Origin of the sequence: Bradyrhizobium sp. USDA 4538 (genome assembly GCF_024171045.1) — a bacterium.
In the GTDB taxonomy this organism is placed as follows: Bacteria; Pseudomonadota; Alphaproteobacteria; order Rhizobiales; family Xanthobacteraceae; genus Bradyrhizobium; species Bradyrhizobium australafricanum.
Map to the genome: position 1 here is coordinate 6,028,839 of NZ_JALJZE010000001.1, position 25,815 is coordinate 6,054,653.

The 25,815-nt window shown below is 64.4% G+C and carries 23 protein-coding genes and 1 other RNA gene; 13 read left to right on the top strand and 11 right to left on the bottom strand.

The window, feature by feature from the left end; all coding sequences use genetic code 11:
- Positions 1–183: 183 nt before the first annotated feature.
- Complete coding sequence (locus tag J2R78_RS27310; protein WP_253607535.1) at positions 184–2,856, top strand: alpha/beta hydrolase fold domain-containing protein; 2,673 nt, start codon at positions 184–186, stop codon at positions 2,854–2,856.
- A 182-nt stretch (positions 2,857–3,038) separates the two neighbouring features.
- Here J2R78_RS27310 and J2R78_RS27315 read toward each other — a convergent pair whose 3' ends face one another.
- Positions 3,039–3,881 carry a GNAT family N-acetyltransferase gene (locus tag J2R78_RS27315; protein WP_253607536.1) on the bottom strand — a complete coding sequence of 281 codons (843 nt, stop codon included), beginning with the start codon at positions 3,879–3,881 and terminating at the stop codon, positions 3,039–3,041.
- A 267-nt stretch (positions 3,882–4,148) separates the two neighbouring features.
- On the bottom strand, positions 4,149–4,790 hold the full coding sequence (locus tag J2R78_RS27320) for a TetR/AcrR family transcriptional regulator (RefSeq protein WP_057014977.1): 642 nt from the start codon (positions 4,788–4,790) through the stop codon (positions 4,149–4,151).
- Between the two features lie 188 nt (positions 4,791–4,978).
- On the opposite strand from J2R78_RS27320, the gene J2R78_RS27325 reads away from it, so the two are divergent.
- The 5 genes from J2R78_RS27325 to J2R78_RS27345 all read left to right on the top strand — a co-directional run bounded on the left by J2R78_RS27325 (position 4,979) and on the right by J2R78_RS27345 (position 11,510).
- On the top strand, positions 4,979–6,265 hold the full coding sequence (locus J2R78_RS27325) for an HlyD family secretion protein (RefSeq protein WP_253607537.1): 1,287 nt from the start codon (positions 4,979–4,981) through the stop codon (positions 6,263–6,265).
- A 47-nt stretch (positions 6,266–6,312) separates the two neighbouring features.
- The gene (locus tag J2R78_RS27330; RefSeq protein ID WP_076824108.1) at positions 6,313–7,902 is read left to right on the top strand and encodes a DHA2 family efflux MFS transporter permease subunit; all 1,590 of its coding nucleotides are present in this window, start codon (positions 6,313–6,315) and stop codon (positions 7,900–7,902) included.
- 566 nt (positions 7,903–8,468) lie between these two features.
- Positions 8,469–9,002, top strand: coding sequence for a transposase (locus tag J2R78_RS27335; RefSeq protein ID WP_253607538.1), 534 nt, complete (start codon positions 8,469–8,471; stop codon positions 9,000–9,002).
- 46 nt (positions 9,003–9,048) lie between these two features.
- Positions 9,049–9,204 (top strand): hypothetical protein, encoded by a 156-nt coding sequence (locus J2R78_RS27340; protein ID WP_253607539.1) that lies wholly within the window; start codon positions 9,049–9,051, stop codon positions 9,202–9,204.
- A gap of 506 nt (positions 9,205–9,710) precedes the next feature.
- Entirely contained in the window at positions 9,711–11,510 is a 1,800-nt protein-coding gene (locus J2R78_RS27345; RefSeq protein WP_253607541.1) for an ABC transporter ATP-binding protein, read from the top strand.
- Between the two features lie 51 nt (positions 11,511–11,561).
- Here the strand turns inward: J2R78_RS27345 and J2R78_RS27350 are convergent, their stop codons facing one another.
- Complete coding sequence (locus J2R78_RS27350) at positions 11,562–12,305, bottom strand: sulfite exporter TauE/SafE family protein (protein ID WP_018273026.1); 744 nt, start codon at positions 12,303–12,305, stop codon at positions 11,562–11,564.
- A 204-nt stretch (positions 12,306–12,509) separates the two neighbouring features.
- Here J2R78_RS27350 and J2R78_RS27355 point away from each other — a divergent pair, with 204 nt between their 5' ends.
- Positions 12,510–13,226, top strand: coding sequence for an alpha/beta fold hydrolase (locus J2R78_RS27355; RefSeq protein WP_253607543.1), 717 nt, complete (start codon positions 12,510–12,512; stop codon positions 13,224–13,226).
- A 136-nt stretch (positions 13,227–13,362) separates the two neighbouring features.
- Here J2R78_RS27355 and J2R78_RS27360 read toward each other — a convergent pair whose 3' ends face one another.
- The 3 genes from J2R78_RS27360 to J2R78_RS27370 all read right to left on the bottom strand — a co-directional run bounded on the left by J2R78_RS27360 (position 13,363) and on the right by J2R78_RS27370 (position 16,999).
- Positions 13,363–15,870 carry an arylsulfatase gene (locus J2R78_RS27360; RefSeq protein ID WP_253607544.1) on the bottom strand — a complete coding sequence of 836 codons (2,508 nt, stop codon included), beginning with the start codon at positions 15,868–15,870 and terminating at the stop codon, positions 13,363–13,365.
- 255 nt (positions 15,871–16,125) lie between these two features.
- Positions 16,126–16,653: a hypothetical protein gene (locus J2R78_RS27365; RefSeq protein ID WP_229191802.1), complete on the bottom strand. Its 528-nt coding sequence runs from the start codon at positions 16,651–16,653 to the stop codon at positions 16,126–16,128.
- A 166-nt stretch (positions 16,654–16,819) separates the two neighbouring features.
- Entirely contained in the window at positions 16,820–16,999 is a 180-nt protein-coding gene (locus J2R78_RS27370) for a hypothetical protein (RefSeq protein WP_076824115.1), read from the bottom strand.
- Positions 17,000–17,227: 228 nt separating this feature from the next.
- Here J2R78_RS27370 and J2R78_RS27375 point away from each other — a divergent pair, with 228 nt between their 5' ends.
- Positions 17,228–18,247 (top strand): patatin-like phospholipase family protein, encoded by a 1,020-nt coding sequence (locus J2R78_RS27375; protein ID WP_253607545.1) that lies wholly within the window; start codon positions 17,228–17,230, stop codon positions 18,245–18,247.
- A gap of 4 nt (positions 18,248–18,251) precedes the next feature.
- Entirely contained in the window at positions 18,252–19,703 is a 1,452-nt protein-coding gene (locus J2R78_RS27380; protein ID WP_253607546.1) for a GntP family permease, read from the top strand.
- 110 nt (positions 19,704–19,813) lie between these two features.
- Here the strand turns inward: J2R78_RS27380 and rnpB are convergent.
- An RNA gene (gene rnpB, locus J2R78_RS27385) (RNase P RNA component class A) lies at positions 19,814–20,228 on the bottom strand.
- Between the two features lie 145 nt (positions 20,229–20,373).
- Here rnpB and J2R78_RS27390 point away from each other — a divergent pair.
- Both J2R78_RS27390 and J2R78_RS27395 read left to right on the top strand, forming a co-directional pair.
- Positions 20,374–21,273 (top strand): LysR family transcriptional regulator, encoded by a 900-nt coding sequence (locus tag J2R78_RS27390; protein WP_168859073.1) that lies wholly within the window; start codon positions 20,374–20,376, stop codon positions 21,271–21,273.
- A 105-nt stretch (positions 21,274–21,378) separates the two neighbouring features.
- The gene (locus J2R78_RS27395) at positions 21,379–21,813 is read left to right on the top strand and encodes a PAS domain S-box protein (RefSeq protein WP_253607547.1); all 435 of its coding nucleotides are present in this window, start codon (positions 21,379–21,381) and stop codon (positions 21,811–21,813) included.
- Between the two features lie 201 nt (positions 21,814–22,014).
- Here J2R78_RS27395 and J2R78_RS27400 read toward each other — a convergent pair whose 3' ends face one another.
- Complete coding sequence (locus J2R78_RS27400; RefSeq protein ID WP_057014987.1) at positions 22,015–22,215, bottom strand: hypothetical protein; 201 nt, start codon at positions 22,213–22,215, stop codon at positions 22,015–22,017.
- Between the two features lie 7 nt (positions 22,216–22,222).
- Positions 22,223–22,378 (bottom strand): hypothetical protein, encoded by a 156-nt coding sequence (locus J2R78_RS27405; RefSeq protein WP_176937094.1) that lies wholly within the window; start codon positions 22,376–22,378, stop codon positions 22,223–22,225.
- A gap of 228 nt (positions 22,379–22,606) precedes the next feature.
- On the opposite strand from J2R78_RS27405, the gene J2R78_RS27410 reads away from it, so the two are divergent.
- Together J2R78_RS27410 and J2R78_RS27415 are read left to right on the top strand one after the other, a co-directional pair.
- Positions 22,607–22,960 (top strand): YciI family protein, encoded by a 354-nt coding sequence (locus J2R78_RS27410; RefSeq protein ID WP_057014988.1) that lies wholly within the window; start codon positions 22,607–22,609, stop codon positions 22,958–22,960.
- Between the two features lie 94 nt (positions 22,961–23,054).
- On the top strand, positions 23,055–24,290 hold the full coding sequence (locus J2R78_RS27415; RefSeq protein ID WP_225162868.1) for an RNA polymerase sigma factor: 1,236 nt from the start codon (positions 23,055–23,057) through the stop codon (positions 24,288–24,290).
- An 80-nt stretch (positions 24,291–24,370) separates the two neighbouring features.
- Here J2R78_RS27415 and J2R78_RS27420 read toward each other — a convergent pair whose 3' ends face one another.
- Positions 24,371–24,598, bottom strand: coding sequence for a hypothetical protein (locus tag J2R78_RS27420; RefSeq protein ID WP_016840052.1), 228 nt, complete (start codon positions 24,596–24,598; stop codon positions 24,371–24,373).
- Positions 24,599–24,718: 120 nt separating this feature from the next.
- Positions 24,719–25,585 (bottom strand): N-acetylmuramoyl-L-alanine amidase, encoded by an 867-nt coding sequence (locus tag J2R78_RS27425; protein ID WP_176937093.1) that lies wholly within the window; start codon positions 25,583–25,585, stop codon positions 24,719–24,721.
- Positions 25,586–25,815: the final 230 nt, after the last annotated feature.

Consider the following 25,815-nt stretch of genomic DNA (forward strand, 5'->3'; position numbering starts at 1 on the left):
CGGCGCCGTTCGTACCCGTTGCGTCGCCACAACTTACGTCACCAGTTGCGTCTACGCGCTGCGCGGCGCGCTCCAGGCCGCGGGCGTCACAATTGCGGCGACCTCTGATTGCGTTTGTCGTGATGACAAACTGAAGGCGCAGGGCTAGCCTTCCGTCAAATCAAAACATACCGGAGGAATGGCATGCCAGACGCAGCAGTTGCAGCACGCGCTTCAGACTCCACGCAGAGCGGAACCACGCAGCAGGTCGACGTTGCGGTGGTCGGCGCCGGCTTCGCCGGACTTTACCTGCTGCATCGGTTGCGCAAGGCGGGCTTCTCGGCGATCGCGCTCGAAGAGGGTGCCGACGTCGGCGGCACCTGGTACTGGAATCGTTATCCCGGCGCGCGCTGCGACATCCAGACCATCGACTACAGTTACACTTTCGATCCCGAGCTCGATCAGGCCTGGACCTGGTCGGAGAAATACGCGACCCAGCCGGAAATCCTGCGCTATCTCGGTTTCGTCGCCGACCGTTACGATCTGCGTCGCGACATCAGGTTCGGCACCAAGGTTACGCAGGCGACCTGGAATGATGCGACCTCGCGCTGGCAGATCTCGACCAACAACGGCGCCAACGTCTCGTGCCGCTACTACATCATGGCGACCGGCTGCCTGTCGTCGCCAAAGCCGCCGGAGATCGACGGCGTCAAGGACTTCAAGGGCGAGATCTATTTCACCGGCCGCTGGCCGCATCAGGGCGTCGATCTCAAGGGCAAGCGCGTTGCCGTGATCGGCACCGGATCGTCGGGCATTCAGTCGATTCCTTTGATCGCCGAGCAGGCCGCGCAGCTCACCGTGTTCCAGCGCACCCCGAACTTCGCGCTGCCCGCGGGCAACGGCCCGGCGCCCGAGGATCGCAAGACCTATTTCGAGAGCGACCGTGCTGCCTATCGCGACCAGGCGCGCTGGTCGATGGCCGGCGTGCCCTATCCGCAGCAGACCGTGGTGAGCTGGCAATTGAGCGACGCCGAGCGCCGCGAGCGGTTCGAGAAGGCGTGGGCGGCGGGCGACCTCGTCCACATCCTGACCCAGCTCTGGGCCGACCAGGCGGTCGATGTCGACGGCAACAGACTGGTCGCCGACCTGATCCGCGAGAAGATCGGCGCCGTGGTCAAGGATCCGGAGACGGCGGCGGCGCTCGCCCCGCACGATCATCCGTTCGGCGCCAAGCGTCCCTGCCTCGATACCAACTACTACGCGACCTACAACCGTCCGAACGTGACGCTGGTGAATCTGCGGCAGGAGCCGATCAAGGGGATCACCACCAGCGGCATCTTCACCAACGGACGCAAGTTCGACGTCGACGTCATCGTGTTCGCCACCGGCTTCGACGCGATGACCGGCGCGATCATGGCGGTGCATCCGATCTCCGGCCGCGGCGGCAAGTCGCTGTCGGATGTCTGGGCGCACGGACCGCAGACCTATCTCGGCGTCACCGTCGCGGGCTTCCCCAATCTGTTCATGATCACCGGCCCCGGCAGCCCGTCGGTGCTGTCGAACATGGCTGTCTCGATCGAGCAGCATGTCGATTGGGTGGTCGAGCGGATCGCCGCGCTGCGCGACGCCGGCTTCACCACGATGGAAGCGACCGAGACCGCGCAGGCCGGCTGGGAACGGCACATGGCCGATTGCGCGACGCTGACGCTGCACCGGCTCGCCAACACCTGGTACACGGGCGCCAACGTGCCCGGCAAGCCGCAGGGCGTGATGCCCTATACGGGCGGCGTCGGTCCGTATCGCAGCATCTGCAACGAGGTGGTCGGCCGCGGCATGCTCGGCTTCAAGCTCTCGGGTCCCGGCGTTGCCGAGCAATGCAATGACGGCGAGATCGTGCGCTTGCAGCCGGATGTGCGGCTGGTGCTGAACCTGCTCGGCGAGATGAACCTGCCGCCGCTCGAGACGATGGGGGCGCAGGGCGCGCGCGACTTCCTCACCGAGTTCAACAAGGGCCGCCCCTTTGGCCGCCCGGTCGGCGAGGTAGGCGGCGGCATGCTGCAGGGCGCGGACGGTCCGTTGCCGTACAAGCTCTACCGGCCGACGACGTCTGGGCCGCATCCGATCGTGGTGTATTTCCACGGCGGCGGCTGGGTGCTCGGCGACGAGATGTCGGATGATCCGTTCTGCCGCGACCTGTGCCGGCGCACCGGCATGATCGTCGTCAGCGTCGGCTATCGCCATGCGCCCGAGCATCGCTTCCCGGCCGCGGCCGAGGACGGTTTTGCGGCGATGCGCTGGATCGCGGCCCATAGCGCCGAGCTCGGCGGCAGGGCAGGGCCGCTGCTGGTCGCGGGCTGGAGCGCCGGCGGCAACCTTGCGGCCGTCACCTGCCAGCTCGCGCGCGATCGCGGCGGGCCCGAGATCGCGGGCCAGCTCCTGATCTGTCCGGTCACCGATTCCACATTCGACCGGCCGTCCTATGTCGACAACGCGACCGGCTATTTCCTGACCCGCGGGCTGATGTACTGGTTCTGGGACCTGTACTGCTCGCCGGCCGACCGCACCGACCCGCGCGTCGCGCCGCTGCGCGGCAAGCTCGAAGGCCTGCCGCCGACGTTCATCGCGACCAGCGAGTTCGATCCGTTGCGCGACGAGGGCATCGCCTATGGCGACGCGCTCGCCAAGGCCGGCGTCAAGGTCGAGCAGCTCAAGGCGCAGGGCCACTTCCACTCGTCGTTCGTGATGGTCGACGTCATCATCACCGGCGTTGCCGGCCGCGTGAAGATGGCGAAGGCGCTGCGGCGCTTCGCCGGCCTGCCCGAGGAGGTCGAGCAGGACAACGTCGCTACGCCGGAGGTCAACGCGGCGGCGAACTAGCTCGGGTTTGAATTGCAGCCGCGCTCCCTCTCCCGCTTGCGGGCACTTGCGGGGGAGGCGCGTTGCGAAAATATCGAAAACAACCCCATGCAAAGGAGCCGGCGGTGGCAGGCGTTCGACCTAGCCACTTGACACGTCGGGCAACTCACGGATATATTTCTAATATTCCGAAATCTCTCGCTCTAACCGAGCTCGAACGTCGTGACGCCGAACACGCGATCGATCCGGAGTGGCGGGATCGCGCCGGTATACATCCGCGCGGTCTCGAACACCGGCGACAGCCCGAGGCCTTGCGCCAGCGCGACGGCGTCGCGGTTGACCGCGGGGACATCGAGGAAGACCTCGCCGCTGCCCGCGCTCGCGAGCAATGCCGCGACAACGGCCTCGGCGCCGGCACGGTCATCGGCAACCAGCGGACCGATCTTGCGGCCGGTCCGGCACGGGCGGATCACGCCCCAGCCGGCCAGCCTGCCGTCGCGCATCAGCGCGCGCCCGACATGTCCTGACGTGTTGATCCAGGCGCGCAGGAATGCCGGCCGCGGTGCGGGAAACACAGTGGCGTCATCGGCCTCGATCAGCGCCATCGGCAGATCGATCAGCGCGACGGTGCCGTCGCTCGGCGCGGATGGTGCGGCGACAGTGCCGCCGTAGCGCACATTGGCGTAAGCGAGCGCGAAGCCGGACTTCTGGTAGTTCGCCTGCTGCGCCACCACGCCATCGAGCCCGATCACGCGCGGGCGCGCATGCGCGATGGCCGCATTCCAGATCTTCAGGCCATGGCCGCGGCCGCGCAGATCCGGACGCACGATGTAGAAGCCGAGGAAGGCAAATTGCGCGCCGTAATTGACGCAGGAGATCACCGCGGCCGGCTCGCCATCGAGCTGGCCGATGAAGAAGCCCTGCGGGTCCTCGGCGGCAAAGCAGGGCGCATCTGCGAGACCAGGATTCCATCCCTCCGCCGCGGCCCAGTCCACCGCGAGCGCGATCTCGTCCGGCTGCATCTGTCGGATGGTGAGGTCGTTCATGGTCGATCGCCTCGTCGTGCTGGAGTTATTGATCGTGCACATCGACGGCTGGAGAACAATACCCCCCGTGACGATCTAAAGAACGTACGTCCGTCATGTTGATGAGGCTGCCAACGAGTCCGCACAAAGCGCGGCCCGATGATAAACTCCGCGGCCGTCTCAAGCACGACGGCCACCAGCCGGGCCGCGCATGCTTCGAGGCTCGCTACGCGAGCACCTCAGCATGACGGGACGAAGAGCGCGCTGGTCCGCGATAAGACGTCGATCTCACCCGGCCTTCGGCCGGTACGCCGCGAAGAACACGCGCGTCGCGCTGTCGACGACGGTTGCGATCCGCTCCGGCGAGGGCGACGGCTTGGCCTGGAAGATGAACGCCTGGAACAGCGTCGCCTGGCACATCTGCATGAATTGCCAGGCCGCGAGCTGGTAGTCGTCGATCACGAGCTCGCCGAGCGCGGCGCGCGCCTCGAGATAGGCGGCGAAGCGGTCGACGGTGTGGGCGATGACGTGGGTGTAGAACCGGCTGCCGAGCTCGGGCATCCGCTCGGCGATCGCCATCACGGTGCGGATCGCCGAGCCGCCGCCGGGCCGGCACAACACCGCGACATAGGCGCGGCCGAATTCGGGGAGGGTGGTGTCGACGTCGCGCGCCGGATCGAAATTGAAGGCGACCTTGCCCTGCTCGAGCTTTTCCTCCTCGACGATCGCCGCGAACAGCCCGGCCTTGTCGGGGAAATAGACGTAGAGCGTGCCCTTGGAGACGCCGGCAGCGCGCGCGATCTCGCCCATGCTCGCGCCGTCAAAGCCGAGCTCCAGGAATACCTTGCGGGCGCCGTCCAGGATCTGGCGGCGTTTCGACGATTCCTCCTCGCCGACGGACTGGAGGGAGGTTCGGGGCGCTGCAACCATTGATTTAGCTTCTCGGGAAAGAACTCAACCCAAAGTAGGAAAGGGAAGAATCGAAGCTTTATAATCTAGCGGGCGGGAATGTATATTGACCGAACCGTTCGGTCAATGGTATCTTGGGAGTGACGATGCGCCGCACGGCCCTTATTCCGCCATCGCGCGTGTCAAGATTTTTGTGGGGAGCCTCGGCCATGGCCGCAGCACGGGATCAGGCTGCACGCATTGTTCGTTCCGAGCCTGAGATGGCCGAGGACGCGATCGCGCGCGATGCATCCGCCGATCTCGGCGAGCAGGGCCGTGCTGACGAAGCCAAGCGTCCCGCGGAGGCGCCGCCCGCGTCTGCGCACGAGCAGCCGGCGGCTTCGTCCACTGCGGCGCCGGCGCCGAAATCCGGCAAGCGCAAATTCGTGATGATGGGCGTGGTCGGCCTGCTCGCGCTCGCTGCCGCAAGCTATGCCGCCTATTACCTGATGGTCGGGCGCTTCTACGTTTCGACCGACGATGCCTATGTCCGCGCCAACAACTCCATGCTCGGCGCGCGCGTCGCGGGCCATATCGCGGCGATCCTGCCCGGCGACAACGCGCTGGTGCGCGCAGGCGACGTGATCTTCCGGATCGATGATGGCGACTACCGTATCGCGGCCGACGCCGCGCGCACCAGGATCGCGACCCAGCAGGCGACGATCGAGCGCATCGGCCGCCAGGTTGCGGCGGCGGCGAGTTCGGTCGAGCAGGCGCAGGCCCAGCTCGTGTCCGCGCAGGCCGGCCTGAAGCGCGCCGATCTCGATTTCGATCGTCAGCAGGCGCTCAGCACCAAGGGTTTTGCCTCGCGTGCCACCTTTGAAGTCTCGGAGGCCGGCCGCGATCAGGGCGCGGCCAGCGTGCGATCCGCGCAGGCGGCCTATGATGCCGCCAAGGACAATGTCGAGGTGACCAAGGCGCAGCAGGCCGAGGCCCGCGCCCAGCTCGCCGAATTGCAGACCCAGCTCGCCAAGGCCGAGCGCGATCTCGAATTCACCAACGTCCGCGCGCCGGTCGACGGCACCTTCTCCAACCGCCTGGTCAACACCGGCGACTACATCAATGTCGGTCAGCGGCTCGGCAATGTGGTGCCGCTCGACGGCGTCTACATCGACGCCAACTATAAAGAGACCCAGCTCAAGCGCATCCGCACCGGGCAGCGCGTGACGATCAAGGTCGACGCCTACGGCTTCCGCAAGTTCACCGGCCTCGTCGACAGCATTTCGCCGGCGGCAGGCTCGGTGTTCACCTTGCTGCCGCCCGACAACGCCACCGGCAACTTCACCAAGATCGTGCAGCGCCTGCCGGTCCGCATCCGCGTGCCTGCCAGCGTCGCCAAGCAGGGCCTCTTGCGCGCCGGCATGTCGGTCTACACCACCGTCGACACCCGCGAGGGCGCGGCCGATGCCGACGCCGAAACCGATCTCGACGCGCCGATGATGATCCATCCGCAGTGATGTCTTGAAGCTTCGGACAGAGTCCGAGGCTCGGAGCCGATGAGCCCATGGCTGATACGACCACTGCTTCACCCTCGATGATGACCGGCGCCCCGGAGTCCGAGCGCATCCAGCCGAAGCGGCTGGTTGCCTTCATCATCATGGTGTTCGGCATGTTCATGTCGATCCTCGACATCCAGATCGTCTCGGCCTCGCTGTCCGAGATCCAGGCCGGCCTGTCGGCATCCTCGACCGAAGTGTCGTGGGTGCAGACCGCCTATCTGATCGCCGAAGTGATCGCGATTCCCTTGTCCGGATTCCTGTCGCGCGCGCTCGGCACGCGGCTGTTGTTCGCGATCTCGGCGTTCGGCTTCACCGCCTCGAGCCTGCTGTGCGGCTTCGCCTCCTCGATCGAGCAGATGATCCTGTGGCGCGCGCTGCAGGGCTTTCTCGGCGCCGGCATGATCCCGACGGTGTTCGCCTCGGCCTACACGATCTTCCCGCGCACCAAGTTCCACATCGTGGCGCCGATCATCGGCCTCGTCGCGACGCTGGCGCCGACCGTTGGCCCGACCGTCGGCGGCTACATCACCGATCTGATGTCCTGGCACTGGCTGTTTTTCATCAACATCGTGCCTGGCGTCATCATCACGGCAGGCGTGCTGGCGCTGGTTGATTTCGACCAACCAAACTTCGCGCTGCTCGAGCGCTTCGACTGGTGGGGCCTGATCTTCATGGGCGGCTTCCTCGGCTCGCTCGAATATGTGCTGGAAGAGGGTCCGCAGTACGAGTGGCTGCAGGACACCTCGGTCGCGGTCTGCGCCGCGATCGGCTTCGTCTCGGCGGTCGCGTTCTTCTGGCGCGTCTTGACCGCGGAGGAGCCGATCGTCGATCTCTACGCCTTCAGTAACCGCAACTTCGCGGTCGGCTGCGTGCTGCAGTTCTGCATCGGCATCGGGCTCTATGGCCTGACTTACGTCTATCCGCGCTATCTCGCGGAGGTTCGCGGCTACAGCGCGCTGATGATCGGCGAGACCATGTTCGTCTCCGGCGTCACCATGTTCTTGATGGCCCCGGTGGTCGGGCGGCTGATGCAGAAGGTCGATTTGCGCTACATCATCGCCTTCGGCCTCGTGACCTTCGCGCTCGGCTCCTGGCAGATGACCTGGATCACCCGCGACTATGATTTCTACGAGCTGCTGCTGCCGCAGATCCTGCGCGGCATCGGCATGATGTGCGCCATGGTGCCGACCAACAACATCGCGCTCGCGACATTGCCGCAGGATCGCGTCAAGAACGCTTCCGGCCTGTTCAACCTGATGCGCAACCTCGGCGGCGCGGTGGGGCTCGCCGTCATCAACGAGGTGCTCAACGACCGCACCGATCTGCACATCTCGCGGCTGCATGACCGCGTGACCTGGGGCAACACCACCGCGGTCGAGACCCTCAACATGTTCACCCAACGCATGCAGGGCATGGGCGATTCCGCCGTCATGGCGATGAAGCAGCTTTCGCAGATCGTGCACCGCCAGGCCGCGGTGATGGGCTATGGCGACGCCTTCTTCATGCTGTCGCTGTTCTATGTCGCGCTCAGCCTTCTGGTGCTGTTCGTCAACAAGCCACCGTCGATGACCGCGAGCGGCGGCGACGCGCATTAGGTGTCATCGGTTTTCGTAGCCCGCATGAGCGAAGCGACATGCGGGGCCGATCTCAGCAGTTCATCACTAAGCGTGACGCGGCGCCGAATATCGCTTCGCTCATCCGGGCTACGAAGCTTCCAGATCTCAGGCGCTGATCTGTATTGACGCAAGCGTCTGCTAGTCTGCAGTATTCTAACATCGTAGCCCGCATGAGCGAAGCGACATGCGGGACCGATCTCAGCAGTTCATCACTGAGCGTGACGCGGCCCCGGATATCGCTTCGCTCATCCGGGCTACGAAGCTTCGAGATCCCAACCGCTGATCTGTATTGACGCAAGCATCTGCTGATCTGCAATATTCTAACATCGTAGCCCGCATGAGCGAAGCGACATGCGGGACCGATCTCAGCAGTTCATCACTGAGCGTGACGCGGCGCCGAATATCGCTTCGCTCATCCGGGCTACGAAGCTTCGAGATCCCAGGCGCTGATCTGTATTGACGCAAGCGTCTGCTAATCTGCAATATTCTGGCATCGTAGCCCGCATGAGCGAAGCGATATGCGGGAATGCTGCGGGAGCTGGGGCATGGTCAGATACCGACGCAACTTCATCCCGGGCGGTACGTTCTTCTTTACGGTCACACTCGATGACCGGCGATCCAGCCTACTCGTGGATCATATCACGGCGTTGCGGGATGCGTTCGGTACCGCCCGGCGCGAACATCCGTTCTCCGTCGACGCAGTGGTGGTGCTCCCCGATCACCTCCACGCGATCCTTACACTGCCGCAAGGCGATTCCGATTTTGCAGGTCGTTGGCGTCGGATCAAAGGACACTTCAGCAGCCGGTTGCTTGCTGCCTCGATCGAGCTGAAGCGTCGATCGAATGGTGATCTGGCGCTTTGGCAGCGGCGATTTTGGGAGCACACAATCCGCGATGAAGATGACTTCGCGCGGCACGTTGATTACATCCATTTCAACCCAGTCAAGCATGGCTTGGTCCGGCGCGTGTGCGATTGGCCGCATTCCTCGTTTCATCGTTATGTGAGGGAGGGCGTGTTGCCATTCGACTGGGCGGGCGATGCGGGAGAAGGCGGAAGTTTTGGCGAACGTCCTGAGTGAGGAGAGTTGGTGGATCGTCATTTGTAGCCCGCATGAGCGAAGCGATATGCGGGACCGATCTCAGCAGTTCATCACTGAACGTGACGCGGCCCCGGATATCGCTTCGCTCATCCGGGCTACGGACTATGTCGCGCTCAGCCTACTGGTGCTGTTCGTCAACAAGCCGCCGTCGATGACCGCGAGCGGCGGCGACGCGCATTAGGTGGCGTCATTTGTTCTTCGTAGCCCGCATGAGCGAAGCGACATGCGGGACCAATCTCGGCAGTTCATCACTGAGCGTGACGCGGCCCCGGATATCGCTTCGCTCATCCGGGCTACGAAAGTGTGCCGTTGTCGCCGGGCTGAGTGCATCGCATCGGCGCGCGGGCTGCGCCCGGTCGCGTGAATAGCTGATATCGCCGACACATTGACACACTCACGCCGATGTTACCTTGCCAATCGCGCGTGATGCATTTATAAGCAGCGCTTCCTTACTCGAACCGGGGAGATGCGCATGAAGTCGCTTATTTCGCAGATCGCGCGCCCGCGTTCGACGGTGCTGGACGCCTTTACGCGTTAGCTCCCGGCGCTGATCGGGCCTGATCCCCGATCAGCAAAACTTCCCAACACGCTATCGACAATTTCCAGCGGCGCTCGCGGTCGGATTCCGCCCGCACGTCGCCTCAGATGGAGCCGGCACGCGCTGCAAAAGCGTGGCCGGAATGTGCCATGACCTCTCTGACGACCAAGCGGCCGGCCGCAATCCGGATCGTGCTTCCCTTTGTCTTCCGCCATTGGCTGGAACAGCCGCTGCGTGCCTCCGCGGTGACGGCGGGATTCCTCGGCGCAACGGCGGCCGACCTGTTCATGCCGGTGTTTTCCGGCCATCTGGTCGACGCGCTGACCGCGGGCGCGACCGATGCGGCCGCGCGCCATGCGGCGATGCTGGCGTTCGGCGCCATCGTCGGCCTCGGCGCGCTGTCGCTGGTGCTGCGACTGGTCGGCATCCAGACCATCGTGCCGTTCACGCTGAAGACGATGTCCGATGTCGGGCAGCAGGCCTTCATGCGGGTGCAGCGCTTCTCGACCGACTGGCACGCCAATTCGTTCGCCGGCTCCACCGTGCGCAAGATCACGCGCGGCATGTGGGCGCTCGATTTGCTGAACGACACCATCCTGATGGCGCTGCTGCCGTCGGTCGTGGTGCTGGTCGGCTCGATGATCCTGCTCGGCGTGCATTGGCCGCAGCTCGGCGCGGTGATCGCGGTCGGCTCGGTGATCTATGTCGCGATGACCATGATGTTCCAGGTGCGCTACGTGGCGCCTGCCGCGCGCGTTTCCAATGCGTGGGACACCAAGGTCGGCGGCACGCTGGCCGACGCCTTGACCTGCAACGCGGTGGTGAAGTCGTTCGGCGCGGAGACGCGCGAGGACATGCGGCTCGACGGCGTCATCAGCCGCTGGCGCCGACGGGTGCGGCGGACCTGGTTCCGCTACAATCACACCTCGACGGCGCAGCTCGTGGTGCTGCTGTGCTTCCGCGCCTCGGTGATCGGCGGTGCGATCCTGCTGTGGGCGCAGGGCCGCGCCACGCCGGGCGACGTCACCTATGTGCTGACCAGCTACTACATCATCCACGCCTATCTGCGCGATGTCGGCATGCACATCAACAACCTGCAGCGTTCGGTGAACGACATGGAGGAACTGGTGCAGATCCATGGCGAGCCGCTCGGCATTGTCGATGCGGATGATGCTGGGACGATCGACATCCAGGGCGGCCGCATCGTGTTCGACGACGTCACGTTCCACTATGGCGGCCATCGCCGGCCGCTCTATGACGGGTTGTCGGTTGACATCGATGCCGGCGAGCGGGTCGGCCTGGTCGGGCGTTCCGGCTCCGGCAAGACGACCTTCGTCAAGCTGGTGCAGCGGCTCTACGACGTCTCCGCTGGCCGGATCCTGATCGACGGTCAGGACATCGCCAGGGCGACGCAGCAATCGCTGCGCAGCCAGATCGCGATCGTGCAGCAGGAGCCGATCCTGTTCCACCGCACGCTGGCGGAGAACATCGCCTATGGCCGGCCGGGCGCCGGCATGGAGGCGATCGAACAGGCGGCGCGGCTTGCCAATGCGCACGACTTCATCATGCGGCTGCCGAAGGGTTACGGCACGCTGGTGGGCGAGCGCGGCGTCAAGCTGTCGGGCGGCGAGCGGCAGCGCGTGGCGCTGGCGCGCGCCTTCCTGGCCGATGCGCCGATCCTGATCCTGGACGAGGCGACCTCGAGCCTCGATTCGGAATCCGAGGCGCTGATCCAGCAGGCGATGGAACGGCTGATGAAGGGCCGCACCTCGATCGTGATCGCGCACCGGCTGTCGACCGTGCGCAGCATGGATCGCATCCTGGTGTTCGACCGCGGCGAGATCGTCGAGCAGGGCACGCATGAGGTGCTGGCCGCGCGTCCCGGCGGCATCTATCGCGGCCTGTTCGAGCGTCAGGCGACCGAGTTCGGCCAGGCCGCGGCTGAGTGAGCGATGGCGCGTGGCTGATGGACATTTGTCCTTCAGCCACGCGCGAATGCATTATTTCGGCGCCAGCCCGTTCCACACCAGCGCGACGCCGGACAGGAACAGCAGCAGCAGCACGACGTCGGAGAAATTGCGGTCGCTGAGCGCGTGATAGAGCCGCGCGCCGAGCCAGGCGCCGAGCAGCGTCCCCGGAAACGCGCACGCCACCAGCCAGATCAGCTCGGGCTTCACCAGGCCGCTTGCGATCTGCACGCACAGCGCGGCCGCCAGGATCGTGAAGTTGAAGATCTGGAACACGCCGCGGCGCTGCTGCTTGCCCCAGCCGCGCACGCTGGCCCACAGGATCGGCAGCGGGCCGGACAGTCCGGCGAGGCCGCCGAGGATGCCGCCGGCAAATCCGATCGCGCCATCGGCCCATTTGCCGCCGAAGGCGATCGACATCGGCTTGCGCTGCAGGAACAACGCGGTCGGAAACACCAGCAGGAAGACGCCGATCGTCAGCTTGAAGACCTCGGGGTCGGCCCGCGCGATCAGCAGGATGCCGATCGGCACGCCCGCGAGGCCTGCGATGACGAACGGCCAGACCAGGCGGAAATCGATGCTCTTCCAGATCGACGGCAAGGTCGAGAGCTGCGCGATGACCGAGCAGACCAGCACGAGCGGCACCGCGAGTGTCGGCGGCAGCACATAGAGCCAGATGCCGAGCGCCATCAGCGCGGTGCCGAAGCCGGCAAGGCCGGAGACGAAACCGCCGGCAAGCGCGCCGAAGAACAGGATCGCATAGCTTGCCGGGGTCATCGAGGCCTTTCAATCGTCATTCCGGGGCGATGCGCAGCATCGAACCCGGAATCTCGAGATTCCGGGTCTGGTCCTGCGGACCATCCCGGAATGACAAAGGGAGGGGAGCGACTGCACGTTTACACAACGTGCATCGTGGGTACACTTCAAAATCGCCGCTCATCAACGATAATCGGAATGGAAGCATCCCCAATGACTGCGAGCATGCCTGCGAACTCACAAAAAACCTTTCTGGTCTGTCACGGCGCCTGGTCGGCAGGTTGGGCATGGAAGAAGATGCATCCCCTGATGCAGGCCGCCGGGCATCGGCTGGTCACGCCGAGCTACACCGGGCTTGGCGAGCGCGCGCACCTTGCGCATCAAGGACTCGACCTCGAGGCGCATATCCAGGATGTGCTCAGCGTCATCAGTTACGAGGACCTGCACGACATCGTGCTGATCGGCCACTCCTATGGCGGCATGGTCGCGACCGGCGTTGCCGACCGGGTGCGCGAGCGCATCGCGCAGATGATCTATATCGACGCCTTCGTGCCGCGCGACGGCCAGTCGCTGTTCGATCTCAACGAATCGGCCATCGAGACCATGCGTGAGTTCGCGAGCGATGGCGACGGCTGGCGTATTCCGCCGATGCCGGTGCCGCCGGACACGTCGCCCGCCGACGTCGCATGGCTGAGCGCGCGGCGCGTCGACATGCCGATCAAATGCTTCGAGCAGAAATTGCGGTTGAAGCACGGCGAGACGAGCCTGCCGCGCAGCTACATCTACGCCACCCGCACGACGCAGGCCGACACGTTCGGCCAGTTCGCCCGGCGCATCAGGAACGAAGCCGGCTGGCGCTATTTCGAGATCGACGCCAGCCACTCCCCGAACGTCACCGCGCCGGAGGCGCTGATGGCGATGCTCATGGAGATTGCCGCCTAGTCGGGGCGATGCCAAACATCGCACCCGGCATCCCGAGCTCCGCGGCGCATTGCTCTCGAAAACGCAGCCGCGTGATGGACCGCAGGTGCGGGCTCTCCGCCAGGTGGCGCGGCCCGCACGCATTCATGCCCTGCGATCAGTCGGCGCTGGCCTTTTCCTGCATCGCCGCCTGCAGTTTCTTGATGTCCGCGGGCGTGAGCTGCGGCCGGTCGACCTTGATCGTGAGTTTGTTGAGCTTGGCCGTCAACGGGAATGGAGGCTTGTAGTCTGCATCGTTCACGCCCGTGAGCGTGTCGGAGCCGATGTCGAAGCTCTCGTCCCACTGGAGGATCATCGGCAGCGTCTTCGACATCTTCTTCGTGGCGACCTCCTTGCCGTCGACCTTCAGCGTGCCGGTGCCGGGTTGCCCGAGACCGCTGAAGTTGTTGTACTCAAGCGTCTGGACGCCGATACCTTCGTACTTGAAATCGAACTCGACCGTATGGCGGCCCGGCGACAGCGCATCCGACCCTTCCCACTTGATGCGTTCAAGGTCGACCATGTTCCACAGGAAGACCGGCCTGCCCTGCAGCAGGTAGAAGCCATAGCCGGCGAACCGACCTCCCGAGGTCAGGATCATGCCCTCGGCGCCGCCCTGCGGCACATCGATGTCCGCACTGATGGTATAGGACGTATTGAGCAGCACCGGCGAATCGCCCTGCGGCAGTCCCGTCATCGGCCGCGTGTACACGAACTCCTTGCGGCCGGCAGTGATGTTCGGCCGCGGCGCGATCATGCGGGCGGCGACCGAAGCGTCCATCGGGAAGACCTGATACTTCCTGGCTTCCGCAATGAACTTTTGCCGCATCGCCTTGACCTTTTGCGGGTTCTGCGTCGCGATGTCGTCAACTTGGCTGAAGTCCTTGGTCAGGTTGTAGAGCTGGAAGGCCTGGTTGTTGAGTGGATCCGGGTTTGCCGGACCGAACGCCTGCCAGGGCGCGCGGTTGACCTTGGTGGAGAGCATCCAGCCGTCGTCATAGAGCGCCCATTGCCCCATCATCTCGAAGTACTGCATCTTGTGCCGCGACGCGATCTTCGCGTTCGCCGCGTCGAACGTGTAGGCGAAGCTCGTGCCCTCGATCGGCGCCTGCTTGATGCCATCGACGACCTCGGGCGCACGGATGCCGGCCGCCTCGAGGATGGTCGGCACCACGTCGATCACATGGACGAACTGCTCGCGCAGCGCGCCCTTGTCCTTGATGCGCGCCGGCCATGACACCACCATGTTCTGGTTGATGCCGCCGAGCCGGGAGGCGTTCTGCTTGAACCAGTCGAAGGGCGTGTCGAAGGCCCACGACCAGCCGGCCGACATGTGGTTGTACGTCCGCTCTGTACCCCACACGTCGTAGTACTTCATCTGCACGTCAACAGGCAGTTCGTTGAGACCGTTGAAGAACGCAACCTCGTTTGGCGTGCCGAGCGGTCCGCCCTCGGCGCTGGTGCCGTTGTCGCCGTTGATGTAGATGACCAGCGTGTTGTCGAGCCGGCCAAGATCCTGGAAGTGCCGGATCACGCGGCCGATTTCGTGGTCGCTATAGGCGGCGTAGGCAGCAAAGACCTCGACCTGGCGGATGAAGAGCTTCTTCTCCTCGGCGCTCAACTGGTCCCATGGCTTGAGCAAGTCCTTGGGCCAAGGCGCCAGCTTGGTGTCCTTCGGGACCACGCTAAGACGCTTCTGGTTCTCGAGAATGCGCTCGCGCACCTTCTCGTAGCCGTCGTCGAACAGGTGCATCGCGCTGATCTTGTCCACCCACTCCTTGGTCGGATGGTGCGGCGCGTGGGTGGCGCCGGGCGCGTATTTGATGAAGAGCGGTTTCGACGGGTCGGTCTGGTGCATCCGCGTCATCCAGTCGATGGCGTCGTCGGCCATCGCGGTGACCAGGTTCCAGGTGCCGGGCGGCTTGCCCTGGAACGGATAAATCTGCGTCGTGTTGCGGAAGAGGTTGGGCTCCCACTGGTTGGCGTCGCCGCCGACGAAGCCATAGAAATACTCGAAGCCCATACCGACCGGCCATTGGTCGAACGGCCCGACCTGGCTCGCGGCAAAGGCTGGCGTGTTGTGCTCCTTGCCGAACCACGAAGTGCCGTAGCCGTTGTCGAGCAGGATCCGACCGATTGTGGCTTTATCCTTGCCGATAATGCTGTTGTAGCCCGGGAAGCCGGTCGACTGCTCGGAGACCACGCCGAAGCCAGCCGAATGGTGATTGCGCCCGGTGATCAGCGCGGCGCGGGTCGGTGAGCAAAGCGCGGTGGAGAAGACGCGGTTGTAGCGCAGGCCGTCATTGGCGATGCGGTCCATCGCCGGCGTCGGGATGACGCCGCCAAAGGTGCTCGGCACGCCGAAGCCGGCGTCGTCCGTGATGATCAGGAGCACGTTCGGTGCGTCCTTGGGCGGGACGACGCGCGACGGCCACCACGGCTTCGACTGCAGGGCGCCGTCCTTGATGATGCCGCCGAACTTGGGATCGGGTGGCGGAAGCTGCCTTCCGTCGATTGCTGTCGTGGCGCTGGGCGAGCCGGGTGCACCGGTACCTTGCTGGGCTAGCGCCGAAGTGGAGATGAGCAATCCAAGGGTAAGAGCAGACACAGCTTTGGGGCAATGCATGGCGACGCTCCCAAAATAAAAAATATGGGCAGCGTCACCTGTGATGGCGGTCGCGACATTGATGTACATCAAGCCGGAAGGCGCGGGCGAGGATTGGAGCGATCCCGACCAGGTCAGCGGCATTGACCAATGCCGCTGACACGCCCGCGCTGTCCACTTCGGCATACGGCAGGCCGCGCGCAACCGCGACGGCTGACGTATGCCGCGGGATGCCGATGCCGCGCCGGAATCAATCAGCCGCTTGTTTGCCCGGGATCATGCACCGCGCGCGTCGCGGACGGCTTGAGCGACCTTTGTCGCCTGCGATACGCGTCCGATCTTTGCGCCTGCAATGATCTTTCGTCGGCGTTCGCTTGGCTTCGACGCCATGCCTTCGCCCGCGGTGCCTCCTGCCGGGGGACGCGTCGTGAAGTTCGCGGCCCGGTGCAGCGCGAGGGCCTTTCGCGCTGCTTCGACATGTGCGGTCCGGGCTGCCAGATTGTGCTGACGCCTCAGCTCCGTGTTGACCCGTTTCAGCGCTGCCGCGAAGACCTGTTTTCGCTCTGACGCATGCTTGGCGGTTCCTGGAAAGCTCGTGCCGCGAGCCTCGGCCTTTCCGCGGCTCTCTCGCTGCTTCTGTCGGCCCACCGTTCGCTCCTTGTCGCGCATCTTGCGCAAGCGGGGTCGCATGGCCTCGAGCTCGCTCACCTCGACGCCGTAGATGGCGGGATGATGCGTCAGGCGGATTTCCTCATATTCTTCATGGCTGAGGATGCTGCGTTCGAACTTGCAGGCGACCGACATTCCTATTCCTCCTTTTGATCTTCTTGAATCTCGGGGGGGCAGAAGGATACGTCCAGCTCTCGCGGATCATAGCTGCAATGCCGCCGGATGCCACCATCCAAATTCGGCCAGCGCTTCGATCGCGGTGATCGATTGTCTCGCTACAGCGTCAAAGCACAGTGGCTCCCTACTTTTCTGCGTCGTTGTCCTTGAGACGAATCCCCTCAGTGCGCAGAGCCGCAAACAGAGCCGCGATATCTTCGGGCTCCATATTGTTGGGGCACATCCCGTTCAGTTGCTCGGTCGTGATCGTGCCGGTGCTGCTGGCGATGTCTCTTGCCTTCGCCATGATCTTCTGAAGGTCCATCTGCGATCCTCCGCGAGGGACACACTCTACGCCCGCGACCCCATGCATGTCGCCTTTTAAGAAACGTGGCCTGTGGCGGCACTGAAGCGATCGGTTCGCTTCGCTTCGAGTTGAGATAATATCGTTCGAAGTTCGCCGTCGGAATTGCGCAGCGACCGCAACTTTGTCTCGCATGTTCGGCTAAACTGCGACATAATCAGTATCTCGCGTGCTGGTGAGCATGGATTCATGAACCGCAGCCCCGTGCTCGTAGACCTGGCGCTTCAAGGCGGGGGATCGCACGGTGCGTTCACGTGGGGTGTCCTGGATCGGCTTCTCGAAGAACCATGGTTTCAGATTGCGGGCATATCCGGGACATCGGCCGGAGCGATGAATGCAGCCGTGCTGGCGGATGGTTGGACCGCGGGCGGCGCTGCCGGCGCGCGCGAAGCGCTTGAAAAATATTGGCGAAGCGTCTCGCGCGCCGCCGCATTCAGTCCGTTGCAACGCTCGCCGCTCGACCGCCTGATGGGACGCTGGTCGCTTGACAGCTCCCCGGCCTATCTCTTCACCGATTTGATGTCGCGGATGCTTTCACCCTACGACCTCAATCCGCTCGGCTTCAATCCGCTACGCGACATATTGAACGACAGTATCGATTTCGAGCGTCTTGCACGCGCGCCGATCAAGCTCTTCATCACCGCCACGCGCGTGCGTACGGGCCGCGGACGGATTTTTCGCAACGCGGAGATTACCACGGATGTCCTGCTTGCGTCGGCCTGCCTGCCAACGATGTTTCGTGCGATCGAGATCGATGGCGAGCCCTATTGGGACGGCGGCTACGCGGGTAATCCCACGATTACGCCGCTCGTTCGCGAGACCGACGCGCGCGACACCGTCGTCGTCCAGATCAACCCGACCGAGCGTCCGGAGCAGCCGCGCACGGCCGCTGACATTCTCAACCGGCTTAACGAGATCTCGTTCAACTCGCCGCTGGCAAAGGAGCTGCGGATGATCGCGTTGCTTCGCCAGGTCGCCGACCCCGGTACTGGGGAAGGCGCCCGCTGGGCGCAGATGAAGACGCACCGGATCAAGAGCGACATGCTCGCGACGTTCGGTTCGTCATCCAAGCTTAATGCCGAATGGGCGTTCGTGGCCAAGCTGCACGAGGAAGGGCGGCGAGCCGCCGGCGAATTCCTCGACGCCCATGGCGCCGATCTCGGTGAGCGTTCGACCGCAGATCTCGATATTCTGCTGGCGGAGTGCTGAGACGATGGGTCTTCTCGGCATTCTCGTCGGGCTTGGACTGCTGGTCTGTCTCGCTTTCCGCGGTTGGAGCGTGCTGCTGCTCGCACCGCTCTGTGCGCTGGTGGCCGCAGCTTTCGGTGGCGAGCCGCTGCTTGCCAACTGGACGCAGACCTTCATGGGTAGTGCGTCGGAGTTTCTCGCGCAGTTCTTCCCTATTTTTCTGCTTGGCGCCGTGTTCGGAAAGCTCATGGATGACAGCGGCGCGGTCGCTGCGGTCGCGGGCTTCATCTCCCGGTGCATGGGCGAACGCCGGATCATCCTCGCGGTCGTGCTCGCGGGCGCACTGGTTACCTACGGCGGCGTCAGCCTGTTCGTCGCCTTCTTTGTCATCGTTCCGATGGCGCAGTCGCTGTTTCGCACGGCGGGGATTCCACGTCGTCTGGTACCGGCGGCGGTCATTCTCGGGACTTCGACCTTCACCATGTCGGCGCTGCCGGGCACGCCGTCGATACAGAATGCGATACCGATGCCTTTCTTCGGCACGACCCCCTTTGCCGCACCGGGCCTCGGCGTTGTCGCCTCGATCATCATGCTGAGCGTCGGGCTGTGGTGGCTTCTTCGCGCGGAGAAGGCAGCGCATCGCGCAAAAGAGGGATATGGCGACGAGCCGCCGGTGCCGGCGGATGCAGCCGACGATGAGCTGTTGCGCGAGCGGGCTACGACGGCGCGGGAATTCGACCCGGCGGAGCTCCGCCACGGATATCACAGCGATGCCGCCGTCCCGATTTTCAACGCCTTGCTTCCCCTGATCGTCGTCGTCGCCGTCAATCTGGTGATGTCGCTGGTTGTGCTGCCTCGGCTTGATTTCTCGTTCCTGGCCGAACAGCGGTGGGGAAATACATCGCTGGCTGCCGTGGCCGGCGTCTGGTCGGTGGTCGTGGCGTTGGCGGGAGCGATCGTGACGGTCATCCTCTGCAACTGGACGCGGCTGCCCGCATTGCGACGAACCATGGATGCCGGTGCCAACGCGTCGGTCCTGCCGGCGCTGAGCGTCGCAAGCCTTGTCGGATTCGGCGCCGTTATCGCCTCGCTTCCCGCTTTCGGCGTGGTGCGGGACTGGGTGTTGCGAATTGAAGGCGGTCCATTGGTGTCGCTCGCGGTCGCGACGAACATCCTTGCCGCGCTGACGGGGTCGGCTTCCGGCGGCTTGACGATCGCGCTCGATGCGCTGGGACGGACCTATATGGATCTTGCCGCGGAGGCGGGTATTGACCCCGGCCTGTTGCATCGCGTCGCGGTGATCGGTTCGGGAACGCTGGACATTCTACCTCACAACGGCGCTGTCGTTAGCCTGCTTGCGATCTGTGGGCTCAAGCATCGCGATAGCTATCTCGACATTGTCATGGTCGGCATTGTGAGTTCTGTCATTGCTCTCGCAGCGGTGATTGCGATCGGCACCGCATTCGGGTCGTTCTGACGCAAGACGATGGGTTGGCTCTACTTCCCGCCGGCGCGCGTAGCTGGAACGATGCTGATCTGAAAATGGCGAGGGGCCCGGCGTGTCGCGCCGAGCCCCTCATACTCCAAGATATCAGCCGGCCTGTAAGCCGGGTTCTGTAGGGCACCATTCTTGCGAATGATGCGCGACGGCCATTCCTCTGGGACAAGGTTCGCACCTTGCCTCGGGCAACCTACCCGGACAGCGGGCCTGACATCGCCCTGCGGTGTTATCGCGCGTGCGCGAACTAACCGCGTTGCCGTCCCTATTCGGTTTTGCTCCCGGTGTGGTTTGCCATGCCGTCTCCGTTGCCGGAAACGCGGTGCGCTCTTACCGCACCTTTTCACCCTTACTTCCTCCGAAGAGGGAGCGGTTCGTTCTCTGTGGCACTTTCCCTGGGGTCGCCCCCGCCGGATGTTATCCGGCACCGCATGTCGATGGAGCCCGGACTTTCCTCCCCCGCGGCCTTTCGGCGCTTGCGGGAGCGGCCGTCCGGCCGACTGACGGGTTACGCATGCGGGCTTTGGCCGCCCGCGTCAAGCGATTGCGATGGTTAACCTTGGCCTGGCGCGCGGCTGGCTCTCGATTTTGACATTCGCAGAGGAGAGGCCTTTGATATCGATTTGATCGATCCAAAGGTCGAGGCGCCATGGATACCGAACTGGCCCGGACGTTCCTGACGGTGGTGAGCGCCGGCAACTTCATCACCGCGGCGGAGCGGCTGCATGTCAGCCAGTCGACCGTTAGCACCCGCATCCACACGCTCGAGCAGCAGCTCGGCTGCGTGCTGTTCGTGCGCAACAAGGCCGGCACCACGTTGACGCCGGCCGGCCGCCAGTTTCAGCGCCACGCCTCGGTGCTGGTCCGCACCGTCGAGCAGGCGCGCCATGATGTCGGAATCCCCAAGGGATTTTCCGCGACGCTGGTGGTCGGCGGCCGCATCGGACTTTGGGAAGAGTATCTGCTGCGCTGGCTGCCGCTGATGACGCGGGCGCATCCCGACATCTCGATCCGCGCCGAGAGCGCGCTCGAGCCCGAGCTGATGCAGGGGCTGGTCGAGGGACGCATCGACATCGGCGTGATGTACACGCCGCAGAGCCGCCCCGGCCTCAAGGTCGAGCAGTTGTTCGAGGAGCAGCTCATCCTGGTGTCGACCGATCCGAAAAGCGCACCGGAGCCGGGACCGGGCTATGTCTATGTCGATTGGGGCCCCGAATTCTACGCGCGTCACGCCACGCTGTTTCCGAATTTCGCCGGCCCCGCGCTGACGGTGAATATCGGCTGGCTCGGATTGCAGCATCTTTTGGAGAATGGCGGCTCTGGCTTCTTCGCGCGTCGTATCGTGGAGCCGCTCCTGAAGGCGCGGCGGCTGCACGCCGTCGCCGGCGCACCTGGCTTTGCGATGCCCGCCTATGTCGCCTATCCGGCTGACAGCCAGGACGATCATCTGGCGCGCGCGGTCGAGACCATGCATCGGCTTGCCGCGTCGCAGGTTAATGCGAGCGCGGACCTGCCGCGGGCCAGGCCTGCCGCGCGGCGGCGGCGCTGACCGCGATTTCTATCGGCATCTCCGATCGATTCCATCGGCTTTCTTCGCTTGTCAGCGCAAACGTCCGCGTTCACAGCAGGATCGGGATCAGCAGGAGGTCAAACGATGGATATTGCGGCAGAAGTGGGAGACGCGTTGCTCAAGGGAGCCTCCGACGCGATCGTTGCGACCGATGTCGAAGGCCGTATCACCTTGTGGAATCCCGGCGCGGTCAGGATGTTCGGCTTCAGCGCCGAGGAGGCGATCGGACAATCGCTCGATTTGATCATTCCGGAGAATCTGCGCGTGCGTCACTGGGCCGGCTTCCGGCACACGATGGCGACCGGGACGAGCCGCTACGGTCAGGGCGATCTGCTGTCGGTGCCGGCGCTGACCAGGCACGGGACGCGCATCTCCGTCGAATTCACCATCGTGATGCTGCACGATGCGGCGCACAAGGTCGCCGGCACCGTCGCCGTGATGCGTGACGTGACCAAGCGTTTCGAGGAGCTCAAGGAGTTGCGGCGCCGCGCCGCGCAGCAGGCCGGGACATCGTCGTAAAGGCTGGGAAGCCATGCCGTCATTGCGAGGAGCTCGCGACAAAATTGCGAAGCAATTTTGCGCTGAAGCGACGAAGCAATCCATCGCTCCGCACATGCGACAGATGGATAGCTTCGCTTCGCTCGCAGTGACGCGGATAAGGCTACAAGCAAATGCCAGGTTCTCGGTCATCCCCTCCGGAGCCGATCACGGCCGCTGGAGCTACTTTCCCGATCGCAGGCGGGTCTCCGCCAGCGCGGTCACAAGGCCGATGACCAGCATCGAGGCCACGATGTCGGCTTCCGCACCGAAACCAAATGCGATCACCGTCGCTGCGGCGACCGCCGCAAGGATCGCGATGGTCAGCCCTTCGTCGGCGATCAGCTGACGCAACGCCTTCAGGCGCGTGATGCCCCGTTGCATTGCCTGCTCACACGCCGAGCGGATTGCCGCCCGCGGCGATGTTCGAGGCGACCTGACTGGCGTGGTGGCGCGGTTTCGCCACGATCCGGCTGCGCAGGATTCGGTACAGCATCGACAGCAGGAGCCGGGAAAGGCGTGTGGCTGTCTGCGGCAGTGGTGTCATGGCGAAGTCCTCCGGGCATCCGAAGGCTACGCGCTGCCATGAATTTAACAAACGAATAATATTGGCGATTACTATCGGATTATCCGATATAAGCTGGCTCTGCGGCCCGCCGGGCCGGTGAGACATTCACGCCGGGCGGCCAAAATAATTTATCCTGACGATGTCGTCCTGCGTGTCGCCCGTTCGACTGGGTGTCGGCGATCCAGCCGATCAAGAGGAGTTCTCAAGATGCAATATCTGTTGCTGATCTACCGGAGCGACGCGGAATATGGCCGCATGAATGCCGACGACCGCAAGGCCCTGTCGGCGGAATATGGCGTCTACACCCAGTCCATCATCCAGAGCGGACACTTCAAGGCGGGTGACGGGCTGCAGCCGGTGTCGACCGCGACCACCGTTCGGGTGCGCGACGGCAAGACGCTGACAACCGACGGGCCGTTTGCGGAAACCCGCGAACAACTCGGCGGCTATTATCTGGTCGATGCCAAGGATCTCGACACGGCGCTCGGCCTCGCGGCGCGGATTCCCGGCGCCAAGACCGGCTCGATCGAAGTCAGGCCGGTGATGATCTACGACAAGTGATGGTTTCGTCGTTCCGGGGCGCGCGAAGCGCGAACCCGGAACCTCGAGATTCCGGGTTCGATGCTTCGCATCGCCCCGGAATGACGGTGAGACCATGACCCCCAGCCAGATCGAAAAAGTGTTTCGCGACGAGGCGGGCCGGGCGCTCGCAACGCTGATCCGTCTCGTCGGCGATTTCGACCTGGCCGAGGATGCGCTTCAGGATGCTTTTGCCGTGGCGCTGCAGCGCTGGCCGATCGGCGAATTCCCCTCCAATCCGCGTGCCTGGCTGGTCAATGTCGGCCGCAACAAGGCGATCGACCGCGTTCGCCGCGCGGCGACGTTTCGCGGCAAGCAGCAGGAACTGACGCATCAGATCCTGCTCGATGCAGAGTCCTCGCCCGAGCCGGCCGATGCAACGCTCGACGACGACATGCTGCGGCTGATCTTCACCTGCTGCCATCCGTCGTTTGCGGCGGAGGTCCAGGTCGCGCTGACCTTGCGCACGGTGTGCGGGCTGACGACGGTGCAGGTCGCGCGCGCCTTCCTGGTGAGCGAGGACGCCATGGCGCAGCGCCTCTTGCGCGCCAAGCAAAAGATAAAACTCGCCGGCATTCCCTATGAGGTGCCGGAGCGTGAGGCGCTGGAGCCGCGCCTCACCGGCGTGCTCGCGGTGATCTACCTCGTCTTCACCGAAGGTTATGCGGCGACCGCCGGCGAGGATCTGATGCGGCCCGATCTTGCCCGCGAGGCGATCCGGCTGGCGCGGCTGATCGATGCGCTGATACCGGCGCGCGGCGAGATCAAGGGGCTGTTGGCGCTGATGCTGCTGCATGATGCGCGCCGCGCCGGCCGCCAGACCGCCGGCGGCGATATCGTGCTGCTCGAGGAGCAGGACCGTTCGCTGTGGGATTTCCAGCAGATCGCCGAAGGCCTCGAACTGGTCGAGGAGGCGCTGCGGATGCCGGGCCGGCCGCAGTCCTACGCCGTGCAGGCGGCGATCGCCGCGCTGCACGCGCGGGCGCCGAGTTACAAGGACACCGACTGGCCGCAGATCGCCGGTCTTTACGAGGTGCTGCTGCGCATCAGCCCGTCGCCGGTGATCGAGCTCAATCACGCCGCCGCGGTGTCGATGGTCGATGGTCCGGCGCGCGCGCTCGACCTGATCGACGCGCTGGATGCGCGCGGCACTTTGAAGGGATATGACCAGCTGCCCGCGGTGCGCGCCGACCTGCTGCGCCGCCTCGGCCGCAAGGATGAAGCGCGGCAGGCCTATCTCGCCGCAACGGCAGCCACGCAACTCGAACCGCTGCGCCGGCTCTATGCGCGGCGCATCGCCGAGATGGGGTGACGCACCCCATCTCTTGCGTGGCCAGTGACGGCGCGCCATTTATCCACGATGGTCAGCGCGCCGTGAGGCGTTGAGCGTGCTCAGTACCCTGTCTTTGCCTTGGCGCCGGTGCTCGATTGCCCGGTCGTCGTCCCCTTCGACATGCCGGTCGTGGTGCCGGGTGCCATCTTCTTCTGCGCGTGATGGACCTTCTGGGTCTTGTGATGGGTCGACGACATGGTCTTGCTTTGGGTCGACATAGCGCCAGCGGCTGCCGGAGCGACAATGAGGCCGACGGCGGCGGCTCCTGCGATCAGTGCTTTGAACATGGACGAATCTCCACTCGGACCGCCCCACCTACAAAGACCGCTCATGCCGAAAAGTTCCAACGTACATGCACACTTGGCCGGTAAATGCACCGCTCCTCGCGACGACGGACGGAGGCGAGCCTAGCTCGACGCGACCACCGTCGCCGCATCCGGCGGCAGGCTCTCGAGCAGCGCGTGCAGTGTGGCCATGGTGGAACGGTCGGCGATCCCGTCGATGCGCTCCGGGCGGAAGTGGCGCTGGAAGGCGGTGACGACCTCCATGGTCGGGCCGTCGAACTTGCCGTTGTTCGGGATGTTGTAGCCGTAGCGCCGGAACGCGGCCTGCATGTTGGAGACGCTGTCGCTGATCGCACCGAGCTGCAGCGCGTCGCCGCGCACGATCGGCGCCGGCTGCACCCAGTGCCCGACGCCGGAATTGGCCAGCGAGTGCCACGGGAATTTCTCGCCGGGATCCTTCTTGCGCGCCGGCGCCACGTCGGAATGGCCGAGCACGCGATGCGGAACCACCTTGCGGCGAAGCATGATGCCGCGGCACAGCGCTATGACAGCCGCGATCTGGCGCAGCGGAAAATCCGGATAGCCCCAATCGTGACCGCGATTGACGATCTCGACGCCGATCGAGCAGGAGTTGATGTCGTCATCGCCGGCCCACGCGGACACGCCCGCGTGCCAGGCGCGCTTGCTCTCCGGCACGCACTGCACGATGCGGCCGTCCTCGAGCACGATGTAGTGCGCCGAGACCTCGGTGCCGGCCGTGCAGAGCTGGGTGATCGCACCCTCGACGTCGGGCATGCCGGTGTAGTGCAGCACGATCATGTCGGGTTGCCGGCCATTGGCGCGATCGCCGAAGTTCGCCGACGGGATCACGTCGGAGGCGATCGAGGAATCCGGCGTGAACGTCTTCGCGTCCGCCACCCCCTTTGGAACAGGGAGGGCGCGCTGACGCTTCGAATCAGCGTTGCCGGACGAAGACGAACTTGAAGCCATACGAATCACTCAAACCCGAACCAGGAGAAAGCATTTTGACACATGGATAAACAAATAGGCGTTTACTATTCCTTTACCGTGCGGGCCGCGCAATCGACCCCTGCCGGTTCCACGATCCGCATGATGTGCTGCGCCATTGTGCCCGGAGCGGGTCGCGAGGGTATCACTCGAATGCGGATCAAAGCCGCGCGATTCCGCTAACCGATCATCAACGTTTTCTTAACGTTAAG